The organism is Nocardiopsis mangrovi, assembly GCF_042653925.1.
Lineage (GTDB): Bacteria > Actinomycetota > Actinomycetes > Streptosporangiales > Streptosporangiaceae > Nocardiopsis_B > Nocardiopsis_B mangrovi.
Genome location: NZ_JBHSFQ010000011.1, coordinates 152,262 through 167,894, shown reverse-complemented (window position 1 = coordinate 167,894; position 15,633 = coordinate 152,262). Strand labels below are relative to the sequence as shown.

Below are 15,633 nucleotides of genomic sequence, written 5' to 3'. Positions count from 1 at the left end.
GGGTTACGGCGGTTATGGCGGGAGGGAAACACCCGGTCTCATTCCGAACCCGGTCGTTAAGCCTCTTTGCGCCGATGGTACTGCCCTGTGGTGGGGTGGGAGAGTAGGTGGCCGCCGGACATTTTTTTGGTGGGGGTGGGAGCTTTGGTTCCTGCCCCCACCTTTTTTGTTGCCGTGGATTGTGAACTTGTGAAGTGCGCATGGCGGCCATATGCGATGGGTCACGATGTACGACCCTGTGTGAGGTCTCAAGATCGATGCTTTCGCGATCGCGGAAGGTGATCTCGGGGGCCCGGCCTCCGGCCGGCGCGGTCTGCCTCTTCTGTCGCCCGGGTGTCGCCGGACGCGGCTGACGCGAGCCCGGGCGGGCGATCCTCGCACTTCGTTGCGAAGAGTGTGTGGTTTCGCACCCGTTTGGAGGATTTTCGCGTGGACAGACTCAGGGGGTACGAGTAATGTCACCGGTTCATGACACTGTGGTGCGCATCGCGTGCCCGCACGCTGGGTGAACAGTGGCTCCGCCTGTCCCTCCGTCGGCTCTGACACCGGCGTTCGGGGGAGGAGTGGGCAGGTATCGTATTGGGCAGGGGTTCCGGCGATTCCCCCGCAGCGCCGACCCGAGTGAGATTTTGCTGAACCGATTCGGCCCACGCTTGCGTCACACAGCATGACCGCAGTGGGGAATCGAGAGTTCCAGGGGGCCATCAACTGAATGACAGGACCTACGGCGCCGGTGGAACCGAACCGCGCCGCGAACCCGATCCACCCGTAACCGATGGTAGTGCTACAGGGGATGCCGTGGAAGCCCGGAGTGACTCCGGTGGCCGTCCGGAGGACGCCGAAGACCGTACCAGCGGGACCGAAGCCGCGCCCGTGACCGACGATGGCGCTCAGAGCGCCGCCGGCTCTGAGTCCGGTTCCCCGTCGGGTCGTGAGGCGGAGCCCGTGCCCGAAACCGACGATGAGTCGACCCAGGGGCGAACCGATGCCGTCGGTGAGCCCGGTGCGACCGTGTCCGGGAGCCGTGACGACGCGGCGCAGGGGGACGACACGGAGTCCGACACCGGAGGCGCGTCGGAGTCCGCGGCGGACGATGACATCGATCGCACCGCCGTCACCGCCGCGTTCAGCGTGGTCGGCGGAACCGCTGCCGATGTCGACGACGATGTCGAGGACACCTCCCCTGCCGCCGCTCCCGAGCCCGCCGCCGAGGCGACCGGTCCGGCAGCGGCGAGCGCGTTCAAGGACAGCGGGACCTTCTTCCGTGAGCGGGTCGCCCGCACGCTCGCCGAGCAGGGCTTCGACTTCCGTGAGGACGGCACCTGGGGAGACCGCGGCGACTCCGCGGAGTCCGCGGGCCGTGCCGCGGCGGGCGATCGCGACGACTCCGGTTCCGGTGGCGACGGCGCGTCCGCTTCCGGCGACGACGCTTCCGCGTCCTCCTCTGCCCCCTCGGTGACGTCGTCCTCCTATGGCTCGCCCAATGCGGACGCCTCGGCCCCCGCCACCGCCTCTGCCGACGCCGGTGATGGGGCCGGCCGTGGGTCCGACGATGGGTCCGACCGCGAAGCCCTCTCAGTGCCGGAGCCCGCCACCACGGCCTTCGACGCCGACGAAACACTGCCGTCCGCGGTCCGGGACGCCCCCGTGTCCTCCACCCACGGGGAATCCGACACCACGCTGCCCGCGGAGCTGCCCAGCCCCGCGAGCGCCGACGACTCCCCGTCCTCTCCGGCATCCCCCTCTCCGGTCGAGCAGGGTAGCGCCGGGCACTCGGCGTGGGACCCCGAGGGCACCGCGGCGTTCACCCCTGTCTTCGACGACGACGATGATGACGAGGGCGACCACTCGGCCGCGCGCGGCCAGGGCAGACCCGCCGCCGGCTCGTCTCCCGGTCCCACGTCTGTTCTCTCCGCGTTCGGTCCCGCCCTGGGCAAGGACGCTCCTGCGGCTCCGGACACCGCCCCGGGCCCGGACCGGGATGTCGATTCCGCGGCGGCCTCCGGGGGACTCGGTGACGGTGCGTCCCGCCCCGGGAGCACCGCGGGGGAAGAGGATTCCCCACCGGCCTCCCCGCGGCCCGCGAACCCCTATCGCGGCCCCGGAATGGTGGCCTTCGGCGCCGGAGCGGGCGCCGCGGCCGGTGCGGCCGCGTCCGCCGGCGGCTCGGGCGCACCCCCCGCCGGCCCCGGTACGCCTGGAGGCCCGGGAAGCCCGGGAAGCCCTGGAGGCCCGGCGGGTCCCGGCGGCACGGGCACCGGCGGCCCGGGTGACGGCGACGGCGGCGATGGCGATGGCGGGGACGAAGCGCGTTCCGCCGCTGCCGCGGGCAAGAGCAGGATCGGCCGCACGATCAGGAGGGGCAGGGCGAAGGCCGCCGCCGCTGCCAGCGCGTCCGGCCCGAAGGGGCCCGACGGCCCGACCGGTCCCGGGGGCAAGAAGCCGAAGAAGCCCAAGAAGCCGCTGTGGTGGCGGATCACCCGCGGCGGGCTGATCACCGTCGGCGCCTTCGCGCTGCTCGGCATCGGCGGGTTCGGCATCGCCTACGCGACCATCCCCGTGCCCGACAGCACCCAGGAGGGCGTCGCGGACCAGGCCACGGAGTTCTACTTCTCCGACGGCGAGACCAAGTTCGCCGAACGCGGCATCGACCGTGAAATCGTGGACCTCGACGAGATCCCCGACGGGGTCCAGGAGGCGGTCATCTCCGCGGAGGACCGCGGCTTCTGGACCGAGCCCGGGGTGTCCCTCACCGGTACGATCCGCGGCGCGTGGTCCACGTTCACGGGCCAGCAGGTGCAGGGCGGCTCGACCATCACCCAGCAGCTCGTGCGCAACTACTTCGAGGGGGTGAGCAGGGACCAGACGGTCGCCCGCAAGCTCCAGGAGATCATCATCGCCCTCAAGGTGGACCAGTCTCCGGACATGGACAAAGAGTGGGTGATGGAGCAGTACCTGAACACCATCTACTTCGGGCGCAACGCCTACGGCATCCAGGCGGCGGCCGGGGCGTACTACCACAAGGACGTCAGCGAGCTCACGGCGGAGGAGTCGGCGTTCCTCGCCGCGGCCATCCAGCAGCCGACCCCGTTCGGTGAGGCCGACAGCAACACCACTCCGGAGATGGAGGAGCGGTGGCGCTACGTCGTCAACGGCATGGTGGGCGAGGCGATCACCGAACAGGAAGCCGCCGCGATGGAGTTCCCCCACCCCGAGCCGGAGCGGATCACCGACGACCTCGGCGGCTACACCGGCTACATGCTCCAGCAGGCCATGGCGGAGCTGGGGTCGCTCGGCTACACCGAGGACCAGGTCAACCGGGGCGGGTACAAGGTCATCACGACCTTCGATCAGGACCTGATGGACATGGCGCGCGACGCCGTGGAGAGCACGGTCGACGTCGACTCGCTCCCGGAAGGCGTGCAGGCCGGACTGACCGCCATCGACCCGGCCACCGGCGAGGTCGTGGCGTTCTACGGGGGCACGGACTATAACGCCAACCAGTACGACAGCGCGTTCAACGGTTCGGCGCAGTCCGGTTCCGCGTTCAAGCCCTACGTGCTCGCCACCGCGCTGGAACAGGGCTACAGCCTCGACAGCGTCGTGAACGGCAGTTCGCCGATCACGGTCAACGGCAGCCAGATCCAGAACGCCGGCGGCGCGAACTACGGCCCGCTGAACCTCGTCCAGGCCACGCAGCGCTCGATCAACACCGGGTATGTGCAACTGGCGCAGGAGGTCGGCGTCGAGAACGTCCGGGAGACGGCCTACGCGGCCGGCATCCCGGAGAACATGATCACCGACGACCAGGTGGTGCCGACCCTGGCGCTGGGCGTATCGGACGTGAGCCCGGTCGACCAGGCCAGCGGGTACGCGACCTTCGCCAACGGCGGGGAGCACATCCAGGCGCACGTCGTCCGCGAGATCGTGAACAGGGACGGCGAGGACGAGCGCGAGCCGGCCAACCGCAACCAGGCCGTGAGCGCCGACACCGCGGCCAACGTCTCCTACGCGCTCCAGCAGGTCGTGCAGGGCGGTACCGGCAGCTCCGCGGCGCTGCCCGACGGCCGGCCCGTGGCGGGCAAGACCGGTACCACCGACAGCAGCGTCGCGACCTGGTTCGTGGGCTACGCGCCGCAGCTGTCCACGGCGGTGGGCGTGTACAACGGCAACAACCAGCCGTTCAGCGTCCCCGGCTGGGGATCGCTGTCGGGCGGTACGCTCTCGGCGTCGATCTGGCGTGCGTTCATGTCGCAGGCGATGGAAGGCCGCGAGGTCGAGCAGTTCCCCGGCCGGACCAGCGGCGGCGACGTGCAGAACCTCGCCCCCGAGCTGCCGCCGTCGCCTGAGGTGCCCGAGGAGCCGGTCGAGCCGCCGGTCGAGGACCCGCCCTCCGAGGTTCCGCCGCCGGAGACCCCGGAGGTCCCGGAGGTGCCCAGCGAACCCGATGTTCCGCCGCCGGGGGAGGAACCGCCGCCGGGCGAGTGGCCCGAGTTCCCGGGACCGGAGAATCCGGAGGATCCGCCACCCGGCGAGTGATCCGCGGGCACGGCCCGCACGGGCCCGTCATGGCGTGAGAACGGCGGTGGCCGTGCCCCTCTGGGGCGCGGCCACCGCCGTTTCGCGTCCGCCCCGTGTCAGCGCACGAGCGCCGCGCAGCCGCACGTGTCGGGGTACGGGGGCGCCGTCGCCGCCTCCGGGGCGTCGGCGAACACCCCGGCCCCGGGCGTCGCGCCGCAGAGGGCGTCGGCGGCGAGGATGACCGCCGCCGCCGTCCACGTGCTCCGCTCCACCGGCCACAGCACGTCCTCCTTGAACTGGTAGCCGGTCCAGTAGGCGCCGTCGTCGGGGTCGCGCAGGTGCTGGATGTCGGCGAGCAGGCGGGTCCCCAGGTCGGTCTCGCCCATGGCGGCCAGCGCGAGGACGAGTTCGGAGGTCTCGGCCCCCGTGACCCACGGCTGGTCGCCGACGCACCGGATGCCCAGCCCGGGGACGACGAACGCGTCCCAGCGGGTGTCGATGCGCTCCTTGGCGGCGGTGCCGCGCACGGCGCCGCCGAGGATGGGGTAGTACCAGTCCATGGAGTAGCGGGAGCGGTCGGCGAAGAGGGATTCGTGCTCGGCGACCAGGTGGCCGAGCTGCGCCGCCGCCAGCTCCCAGTCGGGCTGCGGCCGGCCGAGCCGGTCGCCGAGGGCGCTCGCGCACCGAAGGGCGTGGTGGATGCTGGCGCAGGCGGTGAGCAGCGCGTGGTCGCCGGGGGCGCCGCCGGGGTCGCGCGCCCATTGGACCTCGCCGCGGTCGGTCCGCAGGCCCAGGGCGAAGTCGATGCCGCGGCGCACCATCGGCCACATGCGCAGGGCGAAGTCCTCGTCGCCGGTGACGAGCAGGTGGTGCCACACGCCAACGGCCGGGTAGGCGGCGTGGTTGGCCTCCCGGACGGGTTCGGCCACCCGGTTCTGGCGGATCTTGGCGGGCCAGGAGCCGTCGGCGCTCTGGCGGTCCGCCAGCCAGCGGTAGGCGTCGCGGGCGGCGGCGGTGTGCCCGGTGGCGCTCAGCGCCATGGCGCATTCGACGTGGTCCCAGGGGTCGAGGTGGCCGCCGGGGAACCACGGGATGGCGCCGTCGGGGGTCTGGGAGTGCAGCAGGTAGCGCGCCGACTGGGCGATGTCGTCCGCGCTGAGGACTCCGGGGAGTTCGGGGAGGTCGGGTGAGCTCATACGCCGTCCCCTGCGCCGGCCGCCGGGCCGCCGAGCGGTTTGCGCAGGTAGACGACGACGCTCTTGCCGATCACCGGGTTGAGCACCCGTTCGGTGACGCGGGTGAGCCGGGGGGCCTTGAGGATGTCCCACACCAGCATGCGGTGGTAGGCGGCGACGAGCGGGTGGGTGTCGTTGTCGGTGCCCACGGCGCACTTGATCCACCAGTAGGGGGCGTGCAGGGCGTGGGCGTGGTGGTGGGGGCCGATCCGGAAGCCGGCGGCTTTGAGCTTCGCCTCCAGTTCGGCGCGGGTGTAGATGCGGATGTGGCCGCCCTCGACGGTGTGGTACTCCTCCGACAGCGCCCAGCACACGCGCTCGGGGAGCCAGCTGGGGACCGTGACCGCGGCGATCCCGCCGGGTCTGAGGACGCGGTACAGCTCCGCCATCGCCGCGGTGTCGTGGGGGAGGTGCTCGAAGATCTCGGCGGCGACGACGCGGTCGAAGGAGGCGTCGTCGAACGGCATGTCGAGCGCGTCGCCCTTGACGGTGTCGGCCTCGGCTGCGGCGGGGGCCTCGCCTTCGGCGCGCATGGCGGCGAACATGGCGGCGACGTCGGCGAGGTCGTTCTCGTTCTGGTCGAAGGCCACGACGTCCGCGCCGCGGCGGTAGATCTCGAACGCGTGCCGGCCGCCGCCGCAGCCGAGGTCGAGGACGCGGTCTCCCGGGCCGACGGGAAACAGGGTGAAGTCGACGGTGATCAGTGCTGGCTCCTTCGGGTCGTGTGGGGCACGGCTGCCGGGCGCGGCCGTCGTGGGGCGGCGGCGATGGACTCGGCGTACCGGTGTGCGGTGGCCTCGGCGACCGCCCGCCAGGTGAACCGGTCCTGGACGCGTTCCCAGGCCGCGGCGCCCATCCGGGCCCGTTCGGCGGGGTCGTCGAGGAGGGCGCCGACGGCGGCGGCGAGCTCCTCGGGGTCACCTGGGGTGATGAGCCGCCCGGTGTCGCCCCCGGTGCCGACCACTTCGGGGATGGCCCCGGCGCGGCTGGCGACCAGCGGGGTGGCGCACGCCATCGCCTCGACGGCGGGCAGGGAGAACCCCTCGTAGAAGGAGGGGACGACCGCGACCTCGGCGGAGGCGAGGAGGCGGGCGAGGTCGTCGTCGCCGATGCCGCTGACGAAGGTGACGCGGTCGCGCAGGCTCAGCTCGTCCACGAGCCGGTCGGTGGGTCCTCCCGGCCGGGGGCGGCTGACCACGGTCAGGGACACGTCGCGTTCGGTGGCGAGCTTGGCGGTGGCGTGCAGGAGGGTGGCGACGCCCTTGAGCGGGCTGTCGGCGCTGGCCACGCAGACCAGCCGGCCGGGGACGCGGTCGACGTCGGGCCGGGGGTGGAAGGTGCGGGTGTCGACGCCGAGGGGGACGACGTCGATGGCGGAGGGCCGTACGCCGAACTCGCGGACGATGTCGTCGGCGGAGGACCGGGAGGGGACGAGGATGGGGCGCAGCCGGCGGGCGACGCGCCCCTGCATGCCGACGAAGCCGTACCACCGGCGCTTGGACAGCCGCTGCCAGCCGGTGGCCTCCTCCAGTTCGATGCGGCGGTCGACGGTGATGGGGTGGTGGATGGTGGTGACCATCGGGAACCCGGCGGCCTGTAGGCCGAGCTGGCCGTAGCCGAGGGTCTGGTTGTCGTGGAGGACGTCGAACTCCGCTCCGCGGCGGCGGAGTTCGCGCAGGGCGCGCAGGGAGAACGTGAGGGGTTCGGGGAACCCGGCGGTCCACATGGTGCCGACTTCCAGGGCGTCGATCCAGTCGCGCCATTCGCGCATGGGCGGTGCGACGAAGGGGTCGGCGTCGTTGTAGAGGTCGAGGCTGGGGACCTTCTCCAGGATCACGCCCTCATCGAGGTCGGGGTAGGGCTGGCCGGAGAAGACGCTGACCCGGTGGCCGAGCGCCGCCAGTTCGCGTGAGAGGTGGCGGATGTAGACGCCCTGTCCGCCGCAGTGCGGTTTGCTGCGGTAGGAGAGGAGGGCGACGCGCAGGGAGCGGTCGGTGTTCGGCATGTGGTTGACCCATCGGCGGGATGTGGCGGGTGAGGGGTGCGGCGGTGGCCGCGGGCGGAGCGGCAGGGGCGCGCCGGTGAGCCCACTGCCGGTGCGGGGGCGCCGCTGTCGGACGGCGGGGTCCGGGCGGGCCGGCGGGCGCGGCGGGGGGTGGTGCTGCTCCGGCCGACAGGGTCACTCGTCACCTCGTTCGTCGCTCGCGGTGGCGGCCACCGCGGGTCGCGCGTGCCCCGAAAGTTACCCATCAGTTTAATATGTGGTCCCTGTGCCCGAATTGTCGCCTACCCGGATCCTATGCCGGATGCGGGCTCCCGGGGGGTCGTGTCGTCGCTCTGCGTCGGCGCCCGGTCACGCCAGTTCCTCGACGTCGGTCGAGACGAAGCCGTTTTCCGGCAGGTCGGCGTGGGCGAGCGCGGCGGCCACCTGGTCGGCGCCGGTCCAGCCGCCCTCGGCGCGGACGGCGGTGGCGACGGTGGGCGGGGCCATGACGCCGATGACCCCGCCGTGCACGACGAACACCTGGCCGGTGACGTGGCCGGCGGCGGGGGAGGCGAGGTAGCCCACCAGCGGGGCGACGCGCTCGGCGCCGAGGGGGTCGGGGCCCCCTGCCGGTGCCGGGCCGAAGACCTCGCCGGTCATGGCGGTGCGGGCCCGCGGGCAGATGGCGTTGGCGGTGACCCCGTAGCGGCCCAGGGCGTGGGCGCAGGTGGTGGTCAGCGCGGCGATGCCGGCCTTCGCGGCGGCGTAGTTGGCCTGCCCGGGGGAGCCGAGCAGGAACGCCTCGGACGCGGTGTTGACGATGCGGCCGTAGGCCGGGCGGCCGGTGCGCTTGGCGGTGCCGCGCCAGTGGCGGGCGGCGGCGCGCGAGGTGCTGAAGTGGCCTTTGAGGTGCACCCGGACGACACTGTCCCAGTCGTCCTCGCTCATGTTGAACAGCATCCGGTCGCGGGTGAAGCCCGCGTTGTTGACCAGGACGTCGAGCCGGCCGTGGGTCGCGAGTGCGGCGGCCACGAGCGCGTCTCCGTGGCCGGTGTCGGCGACGTCGCCGGTCAGGGCGGTCGCCCGGCCGCCGTCGGCCGTGATCTCGTCGGCGACGCCGTGGACGGTGTCGCCGAGGTCGTTGAGGACGAGGGCGGCCCCCAGTCCCGCGAGGGCGAGGGCGTGGGCGCGGCCCAGCCCTTGGCCGGCGCCGGTGATGACGGCCACCTTCCCGTCGAGCCGGGTGGTGGGGGCGGTGGATGCGGTCGGGGCCGGTCCGGTCGTGCTCATGGGCGCTCCCGTGCGAACGACGAACAATTTAGAACGCGTTCTAGTATGAGCGTTCCGGGCGTGTTCGCAAAGGTGTGACCGGTTCCCGGGAGGCCGGTGGCGCTCAGCTCCGGGCGGCCGGCGCGGTCCACTCCAGGACGCCGCCGGGGGCGGCGCGGCGGACCGCCCGGCCGCGGCGCTCCAGGGCGCGCAGGTGGGCCGCCGTCTCCGAGGCCGCCATGCGGCGGGCGGGCACGGGCAGGGCGGCCCAGCCCCGCTGCCAGGGCAGTGCGGCCGCCAGCTCCCACAGGGTCGCCGGGCGGGCGCCCAGCAGCCCGCCCAGGAGGTCGAGCTTGCCCTCGTGGTGGTCGATGATCTCGGCGGTGCGCTCGGCGACGCCGGTGAACCGGTGCTCGTGCGCGGGCAGCGCCTCGGCGGCGCGGACGTCGTGGAGCTGCGCCAGGGAGTCGAGGAAGGTGCCCAGGGGGTCGCCGCCGGCGTCGTCGAAGGGGTAGAGGCCGATGTGCGGGGTGATGCGCGGCAGGACGTGGTCGCCGGTGAACAGGTGGTCGCCGTCCTCCAGGTGGAGGCAGATGTGGCCGGGGGAGTGCCCCGGGGTCCACACCACCCGCAGCTTGCGGCCGGGCAGGTCCACCAGGTCCCCGTGGGCCAGGGGGCGGTCGGGCAGGGCGGGCGGGTCCAGTCGGGGGCGCAGCGCCGAGTAGGACGCGATCTCCTCGGCCGAGGCCCCGGCGGCGCGCAGTTGGCCGGCCTCCAGTTCGTCCTGCGCCGCGGAGTCGAGGGAGCCGATGCGGCGGACCATCTCGATGTCGGCGCGGTGCATGGCGATCCAGGCCCCGGACGCCTCGCGTACCCGTCCGGCGAGCCCGGAGTGGTCGGGGTGGAAGTGCGTGACCACCACCCCGCGCACCTCGGAGACGCCGGTCCCGATGGCCGACAGGCCGTCGGCGAGGGCGCGCCAGGAGTCCTCGTGCTCCCATCCGGCGTCCACGAGCACCGGGCCTTGCTCGCTCGCCAGGACGTAGACGAGGGTGTAGCCGAGCGGGTTGCCGGGGATCGGCACGGGCACGCTCCACATGCCGTTGCCCAGATCCTCCACCGGTGGCATTTCGCGCATGTGCCCGCACCCCTCAGCCGGAACCGAATTCCGTTCTAGAATACGTTCCACTTCCGGGCGCGGGACGGCGGGACGGCGGCGGAACGCCGGGGACGGCCCCCGCAGGCCGGGGGTCCCGCCGCCCGACTCGCACCCGCGAGCACGGGCGCCGCCGGCTCAAGGCACGGGCGTCCGTCGGCGCCCCCGCTCCGGGGCGCCGCGCGGCCTTCGCCCGACGCGGGCCGTGGTGCTCCACCGGGGGCGACCCCGCCGCTTCGGGGTGCGCGGGTGCTCACGGGGGACGTGCGAGGTGCCCGCACCGTGCGGAGCCGGGTGCCGCCGGTGTGCCACCCGGTGCCCGCCGACGGCGCGCGGCGCAGGCCGCCGGGGCCGGGGCGCCGCCGGCGGGCGCCGGAAGCCGCCGCATCCGCCGCGGCCCCGTCCGGCCACCGGTCAGTCGCGGCTCAGGATCAGGCCGCTGGTGGGGACGCCCGTGCCGGCCGTGACCAGGGTGTGGTGGACGTCCGCCACCTGGTTGACCGCCGCCCCCCGCACCTGCCGCACGGCCTCGGCGATCCCGTTCATCCCGTGGATGTAGGCCTCGCCGAGCTGGCCGCCGTGGGTGTTCACCGGCAGCCGGCCGCCGATCTCCAGGCCGCCGTCGGCGGCGAAGTGCCGCGCCTCGCCCCGCTCGCAGAACCCCAGCTCCTCCAGCTGGGCCAGCACGAATGGGGTGAAGTGGTCGTAGAGCACGGCGGTGGCGATGTCGTCCGGGCCCAGCCCCGACCGGCGCCACAGGTCCGCGCCCACGACGCCCATCGCGGGCAGGCCCGCCATGTCGTCGGTGTAGAACGACGCCATCATCATCTGGCCCGGCGCCGACCCCTGCGCGGCTGCCGTGACGACCGCCGGGGGGTGGCGCAGGTCGCGCGCCCGCTCGGTGGAGGTGACCACCAGGGCCACCCCGCCGTCGCTCTCCTGGCAGCAGTCCAGCAGGTGCAGGGGCTCCACCACCCAGCGCGACGCCTGGTGCTCCTCCAGGGTGATGGGGCGGCCGTGGAACCACGCGGCCGGGTTGGTGGCCGCGTGCCGGCGCGCGGCCACCGCGACCCGGCCGAAGTCCTCGCTCGTGGCCCCGTAGGCGTCCATGTAGCGGCGGGCGCACATGGCGACCCATCCGGCCGGGGTGGCCAGCCCGAACGGCACGTGCCAGCTCATCTCCAGCCCCTGGGAGGTGGGCGCGCCGTGGGTACCGGGTGCGGCCCGGCCGAAACGGTGGCCGCTGCGCTCGTTGAACGCCCGATAGGCCACCACCACGTCGGCCTGCCCGGTGGCGATGGCCATGGCGGCCTGGGCGACGGTCGCGCAGGCCGCGCCGCCGCCGTACTCCACCCGGCTGAAGAACCGCAGCGGCCCGGCGCCGATCTCCCGGGCCACCGCGATCTCCTGGCTGGTGTCCTGGGTGAAGGTCACCATGCCGTCGACGTCGCCGGCGGTCAGCCCCGCATCGCGCAGGGCGGCCACGACGGCCTCGGCGGCCAGCCGCAGCTCGCTGCGGCCGGACTCCTTGGAGAACTCGGTGGCGCCGATGCCCGCGATCGCGGCCGCGCCGCTCAGCCCGGTCACGTGTCCTCCCCTCGCGGCCCGGACGGGCCGGGGCCGATGGTGACCGTGCCCGTGACGTGGGGGCCGGCCGATGTGGTGCCGCGCACCGCGACGGTGGTGCGCTCGCCGTCGCCCGTGCCGGAGCGTCCGGTGACCTCGCCGCGCAGGACCAGGGTGTCGCCCGCGTAGGCGGGGGAGCCGAGCCGGATCGCCGACGCGCGGACGCGGGCGGCCGGCCCGGCCCAGTCGGTCACGAAGCGCTGCACGAGCCCCTGGGTGGTGAGGATGTTCACGAACACGTCGGGGGAGCCCTGGGCGCGTGCGAGGTCGGGGTCGTGGTGGACGTCCTGGAAGTCGCGTGTGGCCAGCGCCATGGCGACGACCGCGGTGCGCGACAGCGGCAGCCGCAGTTCCGGCAGCGGGGTGCCGGGGCCGCCGTCGGCGGGTGCGGCGGGCCGCCACTGCGGCAGGACGAGGTCGGCGGCCACGCGCTCGAAGTCGACGCGGACCGGCATCCCCGAGTGGACGCGGCCGGGGGGCACCCCCACCACGTTGCCCACCATGCGCACCCCCTCGGGCAGCGCCACCACGGCCACGGCGAACGGCGCCGTGCGGCCGGGGATCGGGGGGTGGTGGTGTACGACGTGGCTGTAGACCGTCCCCTCGCCCGAGGCCGCCACGAAGTCGCGGTCGGTGGAGTGGCAGCGGGGGCACATCGGGCCGGGCGGGTGGCGCAGGGCGCCGCAGCGGGCGCAGCGCTGGATGCGCAGCTCGCCGGCTTCGGTGCCCGCCCAGAAGAAGTCGGTGTCGGGGCTCCGGGCGGGGCGCAGCGGGTGGTCGCCGGCGCCGGGGGAGGGGGCCGCGGGCGGCTGCCGGCCGGGCGCCCCGTCCCTGGCGGGCCGGAACTTCAGGATCCGGAACAGCATCTCGCCGACCCGTTCCTCCCGGCCGCCGCTGTCGCTGTACCAGGTGGTGTACCAGGTCAGGAAGTACCCGGTGCCCATGGCGGTGCGCTTGGGGCCGGTGAGGCCGCCGAACCGGGTGGCCGTCCGCAGGTGCTCGCCGGGGTGCAGGTAGCGGTCGTAGGTCTGCTCGCAGTCGGTGGCGACGACGCCGCGGTACCCGGTGGCGTCGAAGTGGGCGAGCAGGTCGTCGACGGCGCTTCCCGCGGGGGCCTCTGGGGCGCCGTAGCCGCGCATGGTCCACGCCTGGAGCATCGCCGGCGGGGCGACGGTCCCCGTGTGGCCCGCCCGCTGTGCGGCGTCGGCGTCGAGGTAGACCGGGCAGGTGTCGCCCATGGCCTGGACCCAGTGGCGGATCATGGGGGTGTTGACCGGGTCGGGTGCCGGCCCGCCGTCGACCTCGCCGCGGTCGCCGGCCGCGGCGGTGAGCGCGGCCAGTCGCTCGTCCGGCGCGGCGGCGGGGCCGGTGGTCTCTGCGGTCACGGGCCCCTCCTAACGGGGTGCGCGGGGCAGGCCGAGGCCGAGCGTGGCGATCAGCTCCCGCTGCACTTCGTTGACGCCGCCGCCGAAGGTCATGACCAGCGAGCCCTTGGCCCCGGTGTCCAGGCGGGCGAGCAGGTCGCGGGTGCGGGCATCGGCGGTGTCGCCGAAGCGGGCCACGGTGTCGGCGATCAGGCGGGGCACCTCTTGGAGCCGCTCGGATCCGTAGACCTTGTTCGCCGAGGCGTCCGGGGCGCCCAGCCAGCCGGTGTCGATGGAGGCGGCCACCTGCCAGTTCAGGAGTTCGTTCACGCGCAGGTAGGCGTGTACCCGCCCGAGTGCCCGGCGCACGGCGGGCTCCTCGGCCGGGGGGCCACCGCCGTTCCCGGGGGCGGCCGCGGCCCAGTGCAGGAACCGGTCGTAGAGGTGCGCGAGGTTCCCGGAGGGGCCGAGGGTGAGCCGCTCGTGGTTGAGCTGTTCGGTGATGAGCCGCCACCCCTGGTCCACCGTGCCCACGACACGGCCGGCGGGCACGTGGACGTCGGAGTAGTAGGTGGTGTTGGTGTGGTGGTGGCCGTCGGCGGTGACGATCGGGGTCCAGGAGAAGCCGGGGTCGGCGGTGTCGGCGATCAGGATCGAGATGCCCTTGTGGCGCGGGGCGTCGGGGTCGGTGCGCGCGGCGAGCCAGATGTGGTCGCTGTAGTGCGCGCCGGAGGTGTAGATCTTCTGCCCGTTGACGGTGAAGCCGCCGTCGTCGCCGCGGACGGCGGTGGTGCGCAGCGACGCCAGGTCGGTCCCCGCCTCGGGCTCGGTGTAGCCGATGGCGAAGTGGACCTCCCCGGCGAGGATGCCCGGCAGGAACGCCTCCTTCTGCTCCGGCGTGCCGTAGCGCTGGAGGGTGGGCCCGACCGTCTGGAGGGTGACCAGGGGATAGGGCACCTCGGCGCGCGTCACCTCGTTGACGAAGATCTGCTGCTCCAGCGCACCCAGGCCGCGCCCCCCGTATTCGGTGGGCCAGCCCAGTCCGAGCATGCCGTCGCGGCCCATCCGGCGGATGACCCGCTTGTAGACGTCGGGGTCGGTCGGGGCGGCGCGCTCCTGCGGGGTCATGGCCGTGGAGAAGTACTCGCGCAGTTCGTCGCGGAGTTTGCGCTGCTCGTCGGTGAGGTCGATGAACATGCCGGCCCCCTGGCTAGGCGTGGGCGTGGACGGGGGTGTCGCGCACCGCGATGTCGCCGAGCGCGTCGAGGCGGGCCTCGGTCCCGCCGAGGAGGCGGGCGGCCCACGCGGCGGTGGAGAAGTGGCGGTGCAGGGGGTAGGAGGCGTCGACGCCCAGGCCGCCGTGGAGGTGCTGGGCGGTGTAGAACGCGTCGTGCGCCTGGTCGGTGATGAGCAGCGCCGCGGCGGCGAGGACGGCGTCGGTGTCGCGCGCGCCGGAGTCGGGCAGGGCGTCGATGCGCCAGGCGCCCGCCCACATCGCCGCGTCCAGGGCGCGGGCGGCGACGTAGATGTCGCCGACCTTCATGGTGACGGCCTGGAGCTCGGCGAGGGAGCGGCCGAACTGGCGGCGGGTGCGCACGTGTTCGGTGGTGAGGGCCAGGGCGGCGGCCAGCGCGCCGGAGACGGTGGCGGCCAGGCCCGCCAGGGCGCAGCGGCGCAGGGTCCGTGCGGCGGCGCCGGTGGTGTCGCCGCCCAGCAGCGTCGCGGCGGGGACGCGGACGCCGTCGAGGCCGACGCGCGCGGCGGTGATGGCGGCCCCGGTGGGCTCGGGGGTGAGGGTGACGCCCGCGGTGTCGCGGGGGACGAGCAGGACCCCGGTGCCGCCGCCGTCCAGCCGCACGGGGACGAGGATCGTGTCGGCCGCCGCGGCGTGGGGGACGGAGACCTTGGCGCCGGTGACGACGAGGTCGCCGCCGTCGGGGACGGCGGTGGTCGCGGGGTCGGCGGGATCGTGGCGGCCGGGCTCGGCCACCCCGGCGGTGAGGATGCGGTGCCCGTCGGCCGCCGGGGCGAGCGCGGCGCGCTGCTCGGCGGTGCCGCACAGCGAGACGGGCAGCGCCCCCAGCGCCAGGACCGCCAGCGCGGGAACGGGGGCGCCGCGCGCCGCGGCCTCGCGCAGCACGATGGCGGCCTCGACCGCACCGCCGCCGGTGCCTCCGGCGTCCTCGCCGAGTGCGGCGCCGATCAGCCCGGCGCGGGCGGCCGCCGCCCAGATGTCGCGGTCGTAGCCGGCGGGGGTCTCGGCGCGGGCCCCGGGCCCGTAGGGGCGGAGCCGTTCGGGGGTGGTCTCGCCGTCGAAGACGTCGGTGGCGAGCCGGCGCAGCTCCTCCTGCGGTCCGTCAAGGGCGAAGTCCATCGCGGCCTCCCGTTCGGCAAAGTAGAACGGATTCTATTCTGCGTCGCGCCTCGGGGGAAGGGGGTGCGCCTGCGGCCCGGTGCGGTGCTTCAACATCGCGTAAC

Annotated in this window: 10 protein-coding genes and 1 rRNA gene; 2 read left to right on the top strand and 9 right to left on the bottom strand. The window is 74.1% G+C overall.

Going from position 1 to position 15,633, the window contains the following annotated elements:
• Positions 1-4: 4 nt before the first annotated feature.
• Together rrf and ACFO4E_RS13810 are read left to right on the top strand one after the other, a co-directional pair.
• A 5S ribosomal RNA gene (gene rrf, locus ACFO4E_RS13815) occupies positions 5-120 on the top strand.
• An 825-nt stretch (positions 121-945) separates the two neighbouring features.
• A complete protein-coding gene (locus ACFO4E_RS13810) occupies positions 946-4,539 on the top strand; it encodes a transglycosylase domain-containing protein (protein WP_378574545.1) in 3,594 nt (1,197 codons plus the stop codon).
• 98 nt (positions 4,540-4,637) lie between these two features.
• On the opposite strand, the gene ACFO4E_RS13805 is transcribed toward ACFO4E_RS13810, so the two are convergent.
• From ACFO4E_RS13805 to ACFO4E_RS13765, 9 genes are all read right to left on the bottom strand, one after another.
• Complete coding sequence (locus ACFO4E_RS13805) at positions 4,638-5,717, bottom strand: prenyltransferase/squalene oxidase repeat-containing protein (RefSeq protein ID WP_378574543.1); 1,080 nt, start codon at positions 5,715-5,717, stop codon at positions 4,638-4,640.
• A complete protein-coding gene (locus ACFO4E_RS13800; protein WP_378574559.1) occupies positions 5,714-6,460 on the bottom strand; it encodes a class I SAM-dependent methyltransferase in 747 nt (248 codons plus the stop codon). Before ACFO4E_RS13800 ends, ACFO4E_RS13805 begins: the two co-directional genes overlap by 4 nt.
• On the bottom strand, positions 6,457-7,761 hold the full coding sequence (locus ACFO4E_RS13795; RefSeq protein ID WP_378574541.1) for a glycosyltransferase family 4 protein: 1,305 nt from the start codon (positions 7,759-7,761) through the stop codon (positions 6,457-6,459). The genes ACFO4E_RS13800 and ACFO4E_RS13795 overlap by 4 nt, the downstream gene beginning before the upstream one ends.
• Before the next feature lie 348 nt (positions 7,762-8,109).
• Positions 8,110-9,030, bottom strand: a complete 921-nt coding sequence (locus ACFO4E_RS13790) for an SDR family NAD(P)-dependent oxidoreductase (protein WP_378574539.1) — start codon at positions 9,028-9,030, stop codon at positions 8,110-8,112.
• A gap of 103 nt (positions 9,031-9,133) precedes the next feature.
• On the bottom strand, positions 9,134-10,147 hold the full coding sequence (locus tag ACFO4E_RS13785; RefSeq protein ID WP_378574537.1) for an MBL fold metallo-hydrolase: 1,014 nt from the start codon (positions 10,145-10,147) through the stop codon (positions 9,134-9,136).
• A gap of 432 nt (positions 10,148-10,579) precedes the next feature.
• Entirely contained in the window at positions 10,580-11,752 is a 1,173-nt protein-coding gene (locus ACFO4E_RS13780; RefSeq protein WP_378574535.1) for a lipid-transfer protein, read from the bottom strand.
• Positions 11,749-13,176: an OB-fold domain-containing protein gene (locus ACFO4E_RS13775; protein ID WP_378574533.1), complete on the bottom strand. Its 1,428-nt coding sequence runs from the start codon at positions 13,174-13,176 to the stop codon at positions 11,749-11,751. The genes ACFO4E_RS13780 and ACFO4E_RS13775 overlap by 4 nt, the downstream gene beginning before the upstream one ends.
• 9 nt (positions 13,177-13,185) lie before the next feature.
• Positions 13,186-14,352 (bottom strand): acyl-CoA dehydrogenase family protein, encoded by a 1,167-nt coding sequence (locus ACFO4E_RS13770; protein ID WP_378574531.1) that lies wholly within the window; start codon positions 14,350-14,352, stop codon positions 13,186-13,188.
• Between the two features lie 13 nt (positions 14,353-14,365).
• On the bottom strand, positions 14,366-15,529 hold the full coding sequence (locus ACFO4E_RS13765; protein WP_378574529.1) for an acyl-CoA dehydrogenase family protein: 1,164 nt from the start codon (positions 15,527-15,529) through the stop codon (positions 14,366-14,368).
• Between the last annotated feature and the right edge of the window lie 104 nt (positions 15,530-15,633).